Here is a 15,463-nt window from a genome sequence, read left to right on the forward strand (position 1 = left end):
TTACCTCAGCTTGAAGACCAGCCGCTGGCGTGTACGCCCCGGCGCATCCCGAGTCGGGAACTGCCACTGCTCGATAGCATCGCGAGCAGCACTGTCAAAAACACCGCCAGGCTCCGACGCCGTCACCTGAATGGAGTCTGCGTTGACACTACCATCGGTGTTGATCGTAAAGGTCAGCTCGACAAAGCCTTCCTCTCCGCGCCGCCGGGCCCGCATCGGATATTGCGGCTGTACCCGGTTGGTAGGCTGTGCCTGTACCGTCCCCCCGCCCTGGGCGGCAGAGGCGCCCTCCGGTGTACCACCGCTTCGTTCACCCTGCTGCTCGCTTTGCTGCGTGCCCTGTGAGGCCGGCGTCGGCGTGGACTGCTCCTGAGGCGGCGTGGGCGTTGGACGCGGTCTGGGCTCGGGTTTTGGCTGGGGTTTCGGATCTGGCCTTTCCACCTCGAGTTCCGGCAGGTTGTCGTTCATGTCGACATCCGCGGCCTCGGGATCACTGACGTCCTGCGTCTGCAGTGCAATATCGCTTTGCACATCTTCTGCAGGCTGAGGTGCCGGCGCCGGACGAGACGGTGCTGCCGGTGGCGGTGGCGGCGGTGCCGCCGCGGCGATATCGTTCGAGGCCTCCGGTGCCTGAGCCGGTGCCGCCACGTCGTCAACGACCGCCATGGTCATGGTCTCCTGAGGCGTCTCACGAGGCTCCGGGGGCGCGACCATCATGGCCAGCCCCCAGAACAGCAGCAACGCAAGAGCCAGCGCGCCCAGAAGCGCAAGCGCCTGACGCATCAGCCATCCCCCTGCGAGGCGGCCACCGCCACGTTCTCGACGCCCGCCTGGCGAATGCGATCCATGGTCTGAATCAGCAGGCCGGTCTGTGAGGCGCGATCGGCCTGAATGACGACGTTACCTTCGCTGCCCGAGAGCGCCTGACGCACGCGATCGCCCACGGCATTGCTGTCCACGGCCTGTCCGTCGACCCAGATGGCGCCTTCGGATGTAATGGCCACCAGCACCTGCGTATCGTTGCGCTGGGTGGCCTCGCTGGACTCGGGACGCTCGATCTCCACCCCGCTTTCCCGCACAAAGCTTGTGGTCACGATAAAAAAGATCAGCATGATAAAGACCACATCCAGCATCGGCGTCAGATCGACCCCGGTGGTCTCTTCTTCCATGCGGGCTCGACGTCTACGCATGATCGATCTCCGTGGCTCGGGTCAGTCGATCGTGAAGATGCTGATCCTCACGCCGCACGATATGTTCAAACCGGCTGGTAAAAAGAATACCCACCACGGCAACCGCCATGCCGGCAAGGGTTGGCAACGTGGCACGCGCCACGCCGTCGGACATGCTGCGTGCCTGTCCGACCCCGGTAATGGAAAGCGTATCAAAGACCTGGATCATGCCGGTCACGGTGCCGACCAGCCCCAGCAACGGACACAGCGCCACCAGCAGCTTCAGCCACGGTAATGAGGCCCTCAACGCGCTGATCAGTTCACCACACCAGCATTCACGCAGGGTGCGCGCACTCCAGCTGACATGCTCGTGACGGCTCTGCCAGCGCACCACCAGGTTCCGGCGCTGGCGACGATAGCGCCACTGCCAATAGATCAACCGCTCCAGCGCCAGAGTGAACAACAACACGGCCACCAGCGCGATCACCACCAGTACGGGGCCACCCGCATTGGCCAGCCGAGCGATGGGGTGTACCAATGCCTCGATCATGACGCACTTCCATGCCGACGGGTGTCGCTTTCCAGCCCGGCCTGCTGCTCGTCCAGTCGATCGGCCAGGTGAGCGCTGGCCTGTCTCTCCAGCAGGTTCATCAGGTTGCGGCTGCGGCTATTGAGGGCGGTATTGGCAAAGAGCAGCGGAATCGCCACGACCAGACCCAGTACGGTAGTTACCAGTGCCTGACTGATGCCGCCAGCCATCATCTTGGGGTCGCCGCTGCCAAATACCGTAATGGCCTGGAAGGTGCCGATCATGCCGGTAACCGTACCCAGCAGTCCCATCAGAGGGGCAATGGCAGCGATCACCTTGACCACGGCCTGCCCACGTTCGAGACCGGGCTGCTCGGCCAGCAGCATCTCATCCATGCGCGCTTCGAGCACTTCCGGCTCATGGTAGCGTCGCTGCTGTCCGAAGCGCTTGAGCACCCGCCCCAACGGATTGTCATCGCGCAGGTCCTCGAATCGGCGGGCCTGCTGCCGGGTCCGGGCGCTGACCAGAGCCAGCCAGCCAAACTGTGCCAGCGCGATCAAAAGCCCCACAGCGCCCAGCGCCAGCGTAATGTAGCCAATCACGCCGCCCTGCTGAATGCGCGCCACCAGCGACGGCTGCTGAGCCAGCGCCTGCAGCACCTCGCCATTGGTCGGGTCCAGCACCATGGTGTCGCCATCCCCATCGGCCAGTGCTTCAAGCCTGCTTGAAACGTTGCCCGGCGTATGCGCGGCCACAGACAGCGGCCGATCCTCGTCGGGCGCCCGCAGCAGATCACCTTCGCTGAAGGCACTCATGCCGCCCAGACGCACGACATCGCGCTGGGTGATATTGCCATCCTGCCCCGCCACGGGCAGTTGCAGGTGCTCGAGCTGTGCGCTGCGCGCGATCAGTTGACTCATGCCGCTGGCGTACTGCTCGAGATCATCGGTAGAGGCAATGCTGTCGGCTTGAAGCTCTGGAAGTCCGATATCGCCACCCAGTGTCAGCCAGCTGTTGTGCAGACTGTCGCGGGTGTCATCGATCTGGCGACGCAGACGATCAAACATGGGTTGAAGATCATTGCCTTCAGCGCTTCGCTGCTTGTTGATGTCGGCAATGGCCGATTCCTGACGCTGACGCCTGCTGTCGAGACTGTCACGGCGCTCCTGAGCCTGTTGCTGACGTGCTTCAGCCTCCGTCACTGCCTGCTCGAGTTGCTCGCGATCATCAAGCAGATCATTGAGGCGCGACATATCGCGCTGACGCGCCTGCTCGGAACTCTGCTGATAGTTCTGAACGATGTCCTCAAGTGAGGGCGCCGCCTGGTCGGCGGCGAAGGCCGGCAGCGCCACGCTCATCATCAGCGCCAGGGCAGCGCCCGTCAGAGCCCCGGTCATGTGCTTCACCACGGTCATGAAGATGCTCCCTGCGATGCGGATTCAGAGGATGTGTCATCCGCATCAACGGATAACGGCAGCGACAGCAGCTCGGGCGCGCGCTGGTCGTTGGCAATGCGAATGCCGCGATTGACCATGGTGCGCTGAGCGCTGTCCAGGGCGTGCCACTGACGGTCCCGGTTTTTCCAGACACCGCCCTGCTCACCATCGGGGGTGAGGTAGTAAAAGCCGACTCGACCCATGCGCAAAAACTGGACATCGCTTTGCTGGTTGTCCCGGGTCAGACGACCGCGCCAGCTGTCCATGTCATGCCCGTAATCAAGCTCCGTACGCCAGACGGAAAGCAGCTGCTCCATACGCTTGTCTTCGGAGACGGTTGGGTCGGCAATCGTGCGTTCAAGACTGTCCAGACGGGCCATGCGCTCGTCGCGGTGAAAGGGAATATCGGCCTCGACCAGCGCCCGCAGGCGATCGACCATGCCCTGCAGCGTGTCGGGCAACGCCTCACGGGTGTCATCAAGCGTCTCGAGGGCATGCTGCTGGCGGTCAATACGCTGCTGCTGTTCATCCAGTGTCGAGGCGAGCTGAGTGTTATAGCGTTCAAGACGCTGCGTCGATGACTGCGCGTCGCGAAGCCTTGTCAAAAGCTCGCGCGTTTCATCGTCGGCCTGATCGATACGTGTCTGAATGGCCTGCTGCTGCTGCTGTTGCTGAGCGGTTTCATCACGAAGTGACGACGCCTCTGCCAGCGTCGGTAATGCCATTAGCGTCATCAGGGAAAAGGCAGCGCCTCTCAGGCAACAATTACGACGTTGGGTCCTCACATGGTTCTCCAGGAAGAGGCGTACAGTAAAAAAGGGAGCGATACGAACGGGCGATGCCGGATACCCAGGGAAACTTAATAGAAACAAGAACAATTATCAAATGATCATTGATAACATCCCCATAATGGCACGGTTTCTATCCGCTATCGGGCGTTACCCACAAAAAAGCCGGCACTGGGCCGGCTTGTGGCTGTCTCTGGGACAGCGGATCAAAGCTTGCGTTCAAGCTCCGGCAAAGCCTGAAACAGATCGGCCACCAGACCGTAGTCGGCCACCTGAAAGATCGGGGCCTCTTCGTCGGAGTTGATGGCCACGATAATCCTTGAGTCCTTCATGCCGGCCAGATGCTGTACTGCCCCGGAAATGCCGGCCGCGATATAAAGCTCCGGCGCCACCATCTTGCCGGTCTGACCGACCTGAAGATCATTGGGCACGTAACCTGCGTCTACCGCTGCCCGCGAGGCGCCCACGGCGGCACCGAGACGATCGGCCACGCCTTCGATCAGACGGAAATTCTCGGCGCTGCCAAGCCCCCGTCCGCCGGAGACAATCACGCGTGCCCCGCCCAGTTCGGGCCGCTCACCGCCAGCCAGCTGCTCATTAACGAAGGTGGTCATTCCCTGCTCGCCGGTGCTGGCAGCGCTTGAAACGCTGGCAGCATCCTGTTCTCCCACCGGCTCAAAGGCCGTCGGACGAATGGTCATGACCTTTTTGTCATCCAGGCTGCGCACCGTGGCCAGCACGCTACCGGCATAGATGGGACGAACGAACGTGTCAGCGGATTCGACAGCAATGACATCGGAGATCTGCCCGACGCCCAGAAGCGCTGCCACACGAGGCATGACGTTTCGACCACTGGTGGTCGAGGCGCATAGAAGGTGCGTGTAGGGCGCTGCCAGCGACACGACCAATGCGCCCATGTTTTCCGCCAGCATGTGATCAAAGGCGCTGTCTTCAACGCTGATCACGCCGGCGACACCTGTCAGACGCGCCGCCTGTTGCGCAGCTTCACCCGACTGGCTACCGGCCACTAGCACATCAATGCTGCCGCCGAGTCTACCGGCGGCGTCCAGCACCCGTGCCGTGGCGCTGGAAAGATGGCCCTTCTCCTGCTCGGCGATGACCAGAATACGTGCGTCGCTCATCAGATCACCTTCGCTTCGTTCTTGAGTCTATCGATCAATTCATCCACCGATTCCACGCGCACCCCGGCCTGACGCTCTCTGGGAATATCCACCCGGACCAGCGTCTGACGAGGGGTCACCTCAACGCCCAGCTCGTCTATTTCAAGGCTCTCGATGGGTCGCTTCTTTGCCTTCATGATGGCAGGCAGTTTGGCGTAGCGCGGCTCGTTGAGACGCAGATCGGTAGTGACCACCGCCGGCAGTGACATCGACAGTGTCTCCAGCCCGCCATCAATTTCGCGGGTGACCTGCAGTCGCTCGCCTTCGATGACAATTCTCGAGGCAAACGTGGCCTGTGGCATCTGCGTCAGCGCCGCCAGCATGGGACCGGTCTGACTGCTGTCGCTGTCGATGGACTGCTTGCCCAGAAGGACCAGCCCGGGGGATTCACGCCTGACCACTTCCGCCAGCACGCGAGCAGCGCCCAGCGAATCCACTGCCGTATCGCTGTTAACGTGGATGGTCCGGTCAGCGCCCAGTGCCATGGCGGTACGCAGCTGCTCCTGCACGCTTTTGTCACCGATGGACACGGCCACCACCTCATCGGCGATGCCCTGCTCCTTCAGCCGAACGGCTTCCTCCAGCGCGATTTCACAAAATGGGTTCATGGCCATTTTGGCGTGCGTCAGATCCACGTCACTATGGTCTTCCCTGATGCGCACACGAACGTTGTGATCAATCACGCGCTTGATGGCGACGAGTACTTTCATGCCTTCCTCGTGGTGTCGAATATCTCGAAATTCGTCAATGTTACCGCTTTTGAAAACGGCAAGGGATTCTGAAACGGTTGATGCATGACAACTGCCGATCTACATGGGGATGTCGCGGGTTCGGGACAATCGATCACCCCTGAAAAAGACGTTCGGATTGGGACGGACCACGACTTGATGCGATAATCAGGCATCCTTTAATCCCCTGAAGCTGCTCATGAAAGCGGCTGAGAATCATTGCTATCCAAAGCGTTAGTGTAACACGCCAGACGTCATCAGGATGGGGGAATGAATCACGCACAAGGAGTTGCGCAATGGACAGAGAGTCCATGTCATTTGACGTGGTGATTGTAGGTGCAGGTGTTGCCGGACTTTCCGCCGCCTGCCGGCTGATGCAGGCCGCTCATGATCAATCACAGGAGATCAGCGTCTGCGTATTGGAAAAGGGTGCCGAAGTGGGCGCCCATATCCTGTCGGGCGCCGCCTTTGATCCGCGGGCCCTTGAGGAACTCTTTCCGGATTGGAAGGCGCGTGGCGCACCGCTGAACACGCCGGCGCAGCGCGACGAACTTTTATATCTGCGTGACAGCGAGCGTGCCGTGCGCTTTCCCGATGCGCTGGTGCCGCCGTCCATGCTCAATGAAGGCAGCTATCTGATCAGCGCCGGCGATCTGTGCCGCTGGCTGGCCGAGCAGGCCGAAGCGCTGGGGGTCGATATCTTCCCGGGGTTTGCCGCCCAGTCACTGATGTTTGGTGAACACAATGAGATTACCGGCGTAATTACCGGTGACATGGGCCTTGATCACGACGGTCACCCCAAACCGGCCCATGAGCCGGGTATTGAACTTTACGGACGCTACACCCTCTTTGCCGAGGGCGCACGCGGCCATCTGGGTCAGGAGCTGATCAAGCATTACGATCTGGCGGCTGGACGTGACGAACAGCACTACGCCATCGGCTTCAAGGAGCTCTGGGAAGTGCCCGTCGAGCAGCACGAGCCGGGGCTGGTGATCCACACCGCCGGCTGGCCGCTGTCCTCCGAGGCACACGGTGGCAGTTTTCTGTATCACGGCAGCGACCGACAGGTCATGATCGGTCTGATCGTGGATCTGGCTTACGACAACCCGTGGCTCTCGCCCTTCGATGAATTCCAGCGCATGAAGCATCACCCGGAGATGTCACGTCATCTCGAGGGCGGGACGCGAATCGCTTTCGGAGCGCGAGCCATCACCAAGGGCGGCCTCAACAGCCTGCCGGAGATGACGTTCCCCGGCGGCCTTCTGATCGGCTGCGATGCCGGCACACTGGATTTTTCCCGCATCAAGGGGCTTCACATGGCGATGAAGTCCGGCATGCTGGCCGCTGAAAGCGTGGTGACAGCGCTTGCCGGTGGCGATGAAGGTGGCGGTACGCTGACCGATTTCAAAACGCGCTTTGAGAGCAGCTGGGCCCACGAGGCGCTGGCGAAACACCGCAACTTTGGCCCGGCAATGCATCGCTTTGGCATGGTGGCAGGCGGTGCGTGGAATTTTCTGGAGCAGAAGCTGCGCCTGCCGCTGCCCGTACTGCACGATACCGCTGCGGACCATGCGCGCCTCAGGCCTGCGGAAGAAGCCCGAAAAATTGATTACCCACGCCCTGATGGCGTGCTCTCCTTTGACAAGCCCTCGTCGGTGTATCTCTCCAATACGCACCATGAAGAGGACCAGCCCTGCCATCTCCAGCTGTATGACGCCAGCGTTCCCATCGAGGTCAACCTGCCCCGCTACGCAGAGCCGGCCCAGCGCTACTGCCCCGTGGGCGTGTATGAGGTCGTTGAGGACAGCAATGGCGCGCCCCGCTTCCAGATCAACTTCCAGAACTGCATCCACTGCAAGACCTGCGACATCAAGGACCCCGCCCAGAACATCCGCTGGGTGACGCCGGAAGGCGGCAACGGGCCGGGCTATCCCAACATGTAATCCTGCAGAATGCCGTCACGCCAAAAGGCCCCGACAACTGAACATCGGGGCCTTTTCATTATCAAGACGCGGTCCAATCAGATCGTGGGGGCGCTGGTATCGGTTGCCACGGGTCGAGCGGGATCCCGGCTCCACTCACTCCATGATCCCGGATAAAGGCGCGGCAGCGGCCGGCCCAGCGCCGCATGCGCCAGAATGATCATGCAGGCAGAAATGCCGGAGCCGCAGTAGGCGATGGTCGACTGTCCCGTCGAAGGCATCAGCTGCTCAAGGGCCTCGCTCTGTGACAGGCAGTTGTCACTGTCGAGCAGCGAAGCCCCCGGCACGTTGAGGGCGCCAGGGATATGCCCCGCCACCTGATCGATCGGCTCGCTCTCGCCGCGATAGCGCGTGGGCGGGCGGGCATCCAGCAGCAGGACGTCGCCCTCAGCCACATCATCGGCAATGGCGATCATCTGATGCTGAAAATCGCACTGCCAGTCGCTGGGCGATGGCGCCTCTGGTGCGTCATGCTCCAGCGCTCCACCCACGGCCTGCCATACCTGGATACCGCCGTTGAGGACATAAACGTTGTCATGGCCGGCCCAGTGCAGCATCCACCAGGCACGCGCTGCGGCCAGCTGACCGCCCAGATCGTCATAAACGATCACCCGGGTCTCGGGCGTAATGCCCCAGCCCTGCAGGGTCGTCTGCCAGGTGTCAGGCGCCGGCAGCGGATGACGGCCGCCCTTTGCCCCGCCCGCGGGCGCAGACAGATCCTCATCCATATCGGCAAGCAGCGCGCCGGGTAGATGGCCTTCCTGATAAAGGCGTGCACCCGCCCGGGCATCATCCAGCCGCGCCCGACAGTCAAGAATAACCAGCGGGGTGTCATCGCGCTGCCACATCAAAAGGGTAGTGACGTCTGTCAATGCAGTGATCATGAAAACTCCCTGGATTTAACTGACGCGCTCGATCGGCGCGCGTGAAGCAATGAGTCGGCGACGGCCGGCCTGATGAAACATGACTTCCAGCACACAGCGCTCGCGATCTCCCTCGACCAGCTCGATACGCCCTTCCCCGAACACAGCATGGCGTACCTGCTCCCCCGGCCGCCAGTCACCGGCCTGCGACAGCACCGTCTGCGCTTTTTGCCCGGCAGTAGCCCGAAATGAGGCGTCCGCCCCGATGCCATCAAGATAGCGGTTCACCAGTGACGGGTCGCGCACGCCGGGCGCCGTCTTTTGTCCTGAGTCGAGGGCACGGGTCAGCTTGATACTGTCTTCCCAGGCGGCCTCTTCCACAAAGCGACTGATGCGACGCGGCATCGGGTCGGAGAGCAGCAGCAGCCGTTCCCGGGCGCGGGTAATCCCGACATAGAAAAGCCGGCGCTCCTCTTCCAGCGCCTGTGGCGTCAGCGGATTCTCTCTGGAATAGAGGGGAAAGTCTTCCTCATTGAGGCCCGCCAGCACCACCATCGGCCACTCAAGCCCCTTGGCACCATGGATGGTCGAAAGCAGCACGCCCTGCTCCTTATTGATGACCGGGTCCTTGAGCAGTGCAATGAAGCCCTCCGGATCGTCGGCCAGCTCACCCGCCTGCTCGATCAGAACGTCCAGCAGGCGAATATCCTCTTCTCCCTTGTCACGGCGGGCAGCCGCACGGCGCAGCAGCTTTTCTGCCTCCAGCGTTTCTACCACGTGGGAAAGCACATCAGCCGGCGCCTGATCTCGCATGGCAGGCAGTTTTTGCAGCAGTGCCCAGCGTTTCCTGAGATGGCGTCGCTGAAAGGGTTTGAGCCCTTCCAGCACGATATGATGCTCGGGCCAGCGGCCGGTGCGCGCAAGCTCTGCCGTCAGCGGCGCTAGACGGTCCTGACTGACAAAGGCACTGGGCTGGCTGTAAAGCAGCAGCAGATGTTCGCTGTCATTGAGAAGCTCCGGACGCCGGGTCAGCTCCAGATAGCCCGCCAGTGCCCTGACCAGCGGCAGACGAAAGACAAAACGGTCCTGCTGGCCCAGCTGAAAGGGGATGCCGGCGCGCAAAAGGCGCAGCTGTACGGGCACACTGAGTGACCAGCTGCGCACCAGTACCACGCAGGACTTCAGATCCCGCCCGTGGTCCTGCCACTCCTGAAGCACACGCACCAGGCGCGTGCCGTCGCTGTCGCACTCGACCTGCGTTGTCGGATTGTCCGGCGCCGATAGCGTCAGCTGATCCGCAGCGCCAGCGTTATTGCGAATCACATGGTTGGCCATCAGGGAGACGGCATGACCATGGCGAAAGGTCCAGCTCAGCGGATAGTCGGTCGGCGTCCCAAACAGCTCGCCAAAGCGGGCATTCATGGCATCCGGTCGCGCCCCGCGCCATTCATAGATGCATTGATTGGCATCGCCGACGGCCATCACGCTGGCCCGCTTGCCCGCCAGCATCGATAAAAGACGCAGCTGTACTTCATTGATGTCCTGGTATTCGTCAACAATGATGTGATCAAGACGACCCTGTATTCGTGCGCGTGCGGCGTCATCACGAATCAGTGCCCGCAGCGGGCGATAGAGCAGATCGGCGTAGGTCATGACGCCCTGTTCGTGCATCTGGCGCTCCATCTCCAGAAAGGCCGATACGAAATGGCGGGTCTCGGCGCCGTAATCGCCCTGGTCATGCAGTCGGGCCGGCGGCAGGCACTCCGACTTGACCAGGTCACAGAACTGCAGCAGCGCCTCGATGCGCTCTTCTTCCAGCGCCAGCGCCAGTTGAGCGGGCTCGTCGGCGAGCAGGCGCTGCAGCACCTGACGCGCCAGACGTTCCCGCTGCCACTCCCCGTCGAGCAGTCGACGCGTGGGCAGCGCGCCCCAGCGCATCAGGCTCTGCCCGAGTCGATGACCTATGGAGTGAAAGGTGCGTACCTGCGGCAATTGGCTGCCGGAAGGCGCCAGAAGGCGCAGCCGCGCCGCAAAATCCTCACGGGCGGCACGGTTGAACATCAGAATCAGGATACGGTCGGCCGGTGTGCCGTTTGCCATGAGATGGAGCACCCGCGCGACCATGGTCGATGTCTTGCCGGCCCCGGCCACGGCAAAAACGCGCGCGTGCCCATCGCCGTGTTCAACCACCGCCTGCTGCTGCTCGGTCAGCGTCATGAGGGCACTTGTGTGTCGTCGGCATTCATGGGCGCCCCGAGCGGCTGCCAGTGACCGCCGCTATACAGCCCCATGTGCAGGCGCCCCTGACCATCCTCGAAGCACTCGGCCTGCTCGACAAGGTAATACCAGCACGGTCGCGACAGCCTAGCCGACAGGCCATGACGCAGGCTGACCCGCGGGACATCCGAATCGTCGTCGATGATCAGGCGGCAGTCGGCGCCCAACGCCGCCGACTCTCCGGTCTGCGTGGTCACGACCCATTGGCTGTCGCCACTTTCTAGCACATGACGATCGGCTGCCACGATCAGCAACGGACAGTCCTCGACCCGGATGCGCCATTTTTCCACCGGCGTGACCAGATAGTACTCACCGTCCTCTTCACGCCTCAGCAAGCGTGACAGGGTCAGCAGCACACGCAGATGCTCGACTCTGGCGCCCTCATGCCACCAGACACCATGACGATCCACCACCATGTCCAGCGCCCCGGACAGAGGCGGATGCCAGCATTCCAGAGGTAGCGGCTGCTTATCGGTCTGAACCGTCAGAAGTCTCTCCAATGGCACGATGGGCTCCTCAGGCCGTCACGAGGCTTGAAACGGCGTCATTGACAGGGCTGGCGCGGCGAAAGAGCCGATGAAAATTGGCAGTGGTCTGCATGGCCACTTCATCGAGGCTGATGTTGCGCTCACAGGCGATGACACGAGCCACTTCCAGCACGCGGGCCGGCTCGTTGGGCCGGCCCCTGTACGGCACCGGCGACAGCCACGGGCTGTCGGTTTCCAGTAGCAGACGATCAAGCGGCAGTGCCCGTGCCAGATCTCGCAGCTTATGGGCACTGGCAAAGGTCACGATGCCGGAAAGGGAGATCATGAAACCGTGGGCCACAGCGTGGCGCGCCATGTCGATATCCTCGGTAAAGCAGTGCAATACGCCGCCAACGGCTGGATCAAGATGCTGCTCGATCATCGCCATCGTTTCTTCGCGCGCACCGCGAGTATGAACGCTGACCGGCAGTTCGGCCGCACGGGCCGCCTGCAGATGTCGCTCAAAGCGCATCAGCTGAACATCGCGCTGCACTCGAAGTGCGCCCTGCGCGTCAGGCTGGAAATCCAGTCCGATTTCACCGACGACCACCGGCTCGAATTGCTCGATGCACGCCGTGATCTCTTCAAGCGTCGGCTCGTGGTCAGGAATCTGCATGGGGTGGACGCCGGCGCCATAAAAGACATCCTCATGGCGCCGCCCCAGCGCTGCAAGCCCCGGCACGCCTTCCAGCGTCGTGGCGACCGCCAGAAAACCACGTACACCGGCTTCGCGGGCACGCGCAAGGACATCGTCTACATCACCGTTTTCAGCATCGAGACGATCAAGATGACAGTGGGAATCGATCAATACCGAAGGCCATGACAATTGTTCGGCAGACTGGCTCATTGCTTCTACCCGCTTGAAGATAACTAGGCGGGTAATTATCGCAGATCATCGACTTTCACGGGGACAAAAGATGCAATGCTACTGATGTCGCCACGCGAGATAACGGTATAAAAAAACAAATTCATTGAGCTTCTCACCTATCGTCGTCAGGCCAGAAGTGCTTCGATATGTTCACGCAGGGCATGCTCTTCTGCATCAAGGTGCACGCCAATGCCACCATCGCGCTGACCGGCAGCGCCGGAGGGTGATAACCAGACCACGATGCCCGATGCCGGGCGCGCGGCCTCTTCCTCGGGAAGCGTCAGCAGCAGGTAGACCCGCTGTCCAAGTCGATGGCGAGTCGGGGTAGGAACAAAAAGACCACCACGCTCAAGAATCGGCATCCATGCGTTTTTAAGCGTATCCGTGTCCTTGAACACAAGAGATAAAGCTCGGGCACTCATGAAAACCTCCTGTCGGGAAAGTGATGCCTCCCTTATCGGCTGCTGGCCACAGAAGTTGCGCTGAAGATCATGAGCGTAATAACGCCGACCATCGTATCAGCCAGGACTCGATCACCAGCTGGGCATTGGGGTTACCGCCCGCAGCCAGCAGGCGCCGCTGTTCGTGGGCGTAATCCAGAAGGCGAAACCAGTCCCGAATGCGACCGTTCTTGATGGCCTGGCGGTACAGCGGCATGAGATCCCGGTTGCGCACGCTCTCCGTGTCACCCGATACGCCCAGTCGAATCAGGTCCTCGAGCCAGAGCACGCCATGCCACAGGATGTCGCTCAGGGCCTGCTTATCCAGTCGCGCTGCCTCTGCCACCGGATCGCCACCACGCACCAGCGATTCGAAAAGCTCGCGCAGATCCTGACGCAGCTGACGGGCTTCGGGTGCTGCCAGATCGCGCGCCAGCAATGGACGGCCGCCAGCCACCTGCCACCAGAACTCTGCCTGCTGCCGGTCTTCAAGTTCACCGGTCAGCCATGCCATGGATGACGCACGCTCGGGCTGCGGATGTGACCACTGCTGGCAGCGGCTGCGAATGGTGGGTAGCGTGCGCGAGGGGATATCGCTTTGCAGAATAAACAGCGTTTCTCTGCCCGGCTCCTCGAGACTTTTCAGCAGCGCATTGGATGCGGCCACGGTCATCGCCTCGGCCGGTGCCAGATGAATGATGCGATAGCCGCCCTGCTGGGCCGTCTGGGAAACGAAGGCGTTGATATCGCGAATGGCATCAATACGAATCTGCTTGCCGCGCTCGGCGGGCATGATCTCCATGAGATCGGGATGATAGCCCGACATCAGCATCTGGCAGGCGTGACACGCGCCACAAGCGGTATCCCCGGGCGCCTGACAGAGCTGACGGGCAATCAGGGCCTGCGCCAGACGCTCCTTGCCGAGTCCAGCAGGGCCGGTCAGCATGAGCGCATGCGGCAGACGCGATTCGTTGGCAAGGGCTATCAGCCGCTGCCAGATCGATGTCTGCCACGGCCAGGGGGTCATGTCCATGACGCAATCTGCTGGTCGAGCAATACGGCGATATCACGCTGCACCTGCTCAAGCGGCTGCGCAGCATCGACGGCCACGATGCGTTCGGGCGCCTGCTCGGCCCGCGCTCGATAGCCCTGTCGAACCCGTTCAAAGAAGTCGCTTCTTTCGCGCTCGAAGCGGTCACGCTCCCCGCCCCGCGCGGCCAGCCGGTCAGCGGCATGCGCTATCGGCATGTCGAGCCAGAGGGTGAGTTCCGGCGTCAGTCCCTGCTGTACGAACTGCTCCAGAAGGGCAATACGTTCGGAAGCGATGCCGCGCGCGCTGCCCTGGTAGGCAAAGGTGGCATCGGTAAACCGGTCGCTGACCACCCATTCTCCCCGGGCAAGCGCAGGGCGAATGACACGGGCCAGATGCTGGGCGCGGCCGGCAAATACCAGCAGCAGTTCCGCCAGATCATCAAGGGGATCACTGTCATCACCGGCAAGCAAAAGCGCGCGAATACGCTCCGCCGTGGGCGTTCCACCGGGCTCTCGCGTAGTCACCACGCGAATACCATGAGCCTGAAGATAGTCGCGAACGAAGGAGAGATTGGTACTCTTGCCGGCACCCTCCCCGCCCTCCAGAGTAATAAAGCGGCCTGGCTGGGTCATGGCAACTCTCAACGATTCAGAATATAGCGACGTACCGCCGCATTGTGCTCTTCAAGCGTGGCGGAGAACTGATGCTCGCCATTGCCTTTGGAAACAAAATAGAGCTCATCCCCCTCGGCCGGGTTGACCGCGGCTTCCAGAGAAGCACGTCCGGGCATGGCAATGGGCGTAGGCGGCAGGCCGTGAATGACGTAGGTATTCCAGCGGGTGGACTTCGTCAGATCGGCGCGTGTCAGTGAACCGCTATAAGCCTGTCCCAGCCCGTAGATCACGGTTGGATCCGTCTGAAGACGCATTCCCTTTTCAAGCCGACGAACAAAGACACCCGAGATCCGGGTCCGTTCGGCAGGGGCTCCGGTCTCCTTTTCGATCAGGGAGGCCAGTATCAGTGCTTCATAGGGGCTGTCGATCGGCAGCCCGGGCTGGCGATCGGTCCAGATTTCATCAAGCGTATTGACCATTCGCTCATGGGCACGCTTGAACAGCTCCAGATCGGTTGCCCCCTTGCGCCACTGATAGGTATCCGGAAAAAACCAGCCTTCGGGGAATTCGCCCTCTTCTCCGAGCGCGGCCATGATCTCTTCATCGCTCATGTCACGGGTGTCATGCACCAGCGGCTCGGCCTGATTCAGAATCTGACGCATCTGGGCAAAGGTACGCCCCTCCGGAATGGTCAGGTAATGACGAACCACGTCGTTGCTGGAGAGCTTTCCAAGCAGGGCATGGGCGTTCATATCGGGCGAGAGTTCGAACTCTCCGGCGCGCAGCGCTCTCAGGCGCGCGGGATCAACCACGCCAAGCAGCTGATACGGCCAGCGCTCACCAATGATACCGCGCTCATGAAGCTCCTCGATGACCTGTCGGGCGCCCATGCCCGAGCGTACTTCATAGATCTCGGGAGACTGGAGAGCTATCGGCTCATCCAGCTTGTGCTGCCACAAGAGCCAGCCGCCGCCAGCGGCGACAACCATGAGCGCCAGTATCAGAAGAACACCCTTTAACCACCGCAT

16 protein-coding genes are annotated in these 15,463 nt (G+C 61.6%); 1 reads left to right on the top strand and 15 read right to left on the bottom strand.

Features of this window, described 5'->3' with window-relative positions; all coding sequences use genetic code 11:
- The 7 genes from BM079_RS01380 to BM079_RS01410 form a co-directional block, all read right to left on the bottom strand.
- Entirely contained in the window at positions 1-783 is a 783-nt protein-coding gene (locus BM079_RS01380) for an energy transducer TonB (protein WP_090130077.1), read from the bottom strand.
- A complete protein-coding gene (locus BM079_RS01385; RefSeq protein ID WP_090130079.1) occupies positions 783-1,190 on the bottom strand; it encodes an ExbD/TolR family protein in 408 nt (135 codons plus the stop codon). The genes BM079_RS01380 and BM079_RS01385 overlap by 1 nt, the downstream gene beginning before the upstream one ends.
- Positions 1,183-1,719: a MotA/TolQ/ExbB proton channel family protein gene (locus BM079_RS01390; protein WP_090130082.1), complete on the bottom strand. Its 537-nt coding sequence runs from the start codon at positions 1,717-1,719 to the stop codon at positions 1,183-1,185. The genes BM079_RS01385 and BM079_RS01390 overlap by 8 nt, the downstream gene beginning before the upstream one ends.
- The gene (locus tag BM079_RS01395; RefSeq protein WP_090130084.1) at positions 1,716-3,113 is read right to left on the bottom strand and encodes a MotA/TolQ/ExbB proton channel family protein; all 1,398 of its coding nucleotides are present in this window, start codon (positions 3,111-3,113) and stop codon (positions 1,716-1,718) included. Before BM079_RS01395 ends, BM079_RS01390 begins: the two co-directional genes overlap by 4 nt.
- Positions 3,110-3,859 carry a DUF3450 domain-containing protein gene (locus tag BM079_RS01400; protein ID WP_090130086.1) on the bottom strand — a complete coding sequence of 250 codons (750 nt, stop codon included), beginning with the start codon at positions 3,857-3,859 and terminating at the stop codon, positions 3,110-3,112. Before BM079_RS01400 ends, BM079_RS01395 begins: the two co-directional genes overlap by 4 nt.
- A gap of 269 nt (positions 3,860-4,128) precedes the next feature.
- The gene (locus BM079_RS01405) at positions 4,129-5,064 is read right to left on the bottom strand and encodes an electron transfer flavoprotein subunit alpha/FixB family protein (RefSeq protein WP_090130090.1); all 936 of its coding nucleotides are present in this window, start codon (positions 5,062-5,064) and stop codon (positions 4,129-4,131) included.
- Entirely contained in the window at positions 5,064-5,813 is a 750-nt protein-coding gene (locus tag BM079_RS01410) for an electron transfer flavoprotein subunit beta/FixA family protein (RefSeq protein ID WP_090130092.1), read from the bottom strand. The genes BM079_RS01405 and BM079_RS01410 overlap by 1 nt, the downstream gene beginning before the upstream one ends.
- A gap of 314 nt (positions 5,814-6,127) precedes the next feature.
- Between BM079_RS01410 and BM079_RS01415 the strand changes: the two genes are divergently transcribed.
- Positions 6,128-7,774, top strand: coding sequence for an electron transfer flavoprotein-ubiquinone oxidoreductase (locus BM079_RS01415; RefSeq protein ID WP_090130094.1), 1,647 nt, complete (start codon positions 6,128-6,130; stop codon positions 7,772-7,774).
- Positions 7,775-7,851: 77 nt separating this feature from the next.
- Here the strand turns inward: BM079_RS01415 and BM079_RS01420 are convergent, their stop codons facing one another.
- The 8 genes from BM079_RS01420 to mltG all read right to left on the bottom strand — a co-directional run bounded on the left by BM079_RS01420 (position 7,852) and on the right by mltG (position 15,463).
- Positions 7,852-8,697 (bottom strand): sulfurtransferase, encoded by an 846-nt coding sequence (locus BM079_RS01420; protein WP_090130096.1) that lies wholly within the window; start codon positions 8,695-8,697, stop codon positions 7,852-7,854.
- 15 nt (positions 8,698-8,712) lie between these two features.
- Complete coding sequence (locus BM079_RS01425; RefSeq protein ID WP_090130098.1) at positions 8,713-10,893, bottom strand: ATP-dependent helicase; 2,181 nt, start codon at positions 10,891-10,893, stop codon at positions 8,713-8,715.
- Positions 10,890-11,459: a DUF1285 domain-containing protein gene (locus BM079_RS01430; protein WP_245742780.1), complete on the bottom strand. Its 570-nt coding sequence runs from the start codon at positions 11,457-11,459 to the stop codon at positions 10,890-10,892. The genes BM079_RS01425 and BM079_RS01430 overlap by 4 nt, the downstream gene beginning before the upstream one ends.
- Before the next feature lie 10 nt (positions 11,460-11,469).
- On the bottom strand, positions 11,470-12,327 hold the full coding sequence (locus tag BM079_RS01435; RefSeq protein WP_090130100.1) for a TatD family hydrolase: 858 nt from the start codon (positions 12,325-12,327) through the stop codon (positions 11,470-11,472).
- A gap of 146 nt (positions 12,328-12,473) precedes the next feature.
- Positions 12,474-12,770: a PilZ domain-containing protein gene (locus tag BM079_RS01440; RefSeq protein ID WP_090130102.1), complete on the bottom strand. Its 297-nt coding sequence runs from the start codon at positions 12,768-12,770 to the stop codon at positions 12,474-12,476.
- Between the two features lie 67 nt (positions 12,771-12,837).
- Positions 12,838-13,821 carry a DNA polymerase III subunit delta' gene (locus BM079_RS01445; RefSeq protein WP_090130104.1) on the bottom strand — a complete coding sequence of 328 codons (984 nt, stop codon included), beginning with the start codon at positions 13,819-13,821 and terminating at the stop codon, positions 12,838-12,840.
- Positions 13,812-14,453 (bottom strand): dTMP kinase, encoded by a 642-nt coding sequence (tmk, locus tag BM079_RS01450; RefSeq protein ID WP_090130107.1) that lies wholly within the window; start codon positions 14,451-14,453, stop codon positions 13,812-13,814. The genes BM079_RS01445 and tmk overlap by 10 nt, the downstream gene beginning before the upstream one ends.
- 8 nt (positions 14,454-14,461) lie before the next feature.
- Positions 14,462-15,463 (bottom strand): endolytic transglycosylase MltG, encoded by a 1,002-nt coding sequence (mltG, locus tag BM079_RS01455; protein ID WP_090130109.1) that lies wholly within the window; start codon positions 15,461-15,463, stop codon positions 14,462-14,464.

This window comes from Kushneria avicenniae (genome assembly GCF_900112585.1).
GTDB lineage: Bacteria > Pseudomonadota > Gammaproteobacteria > Pseudomonadales > Halomonadaceae > Kushneria > Kushneria avicenniae.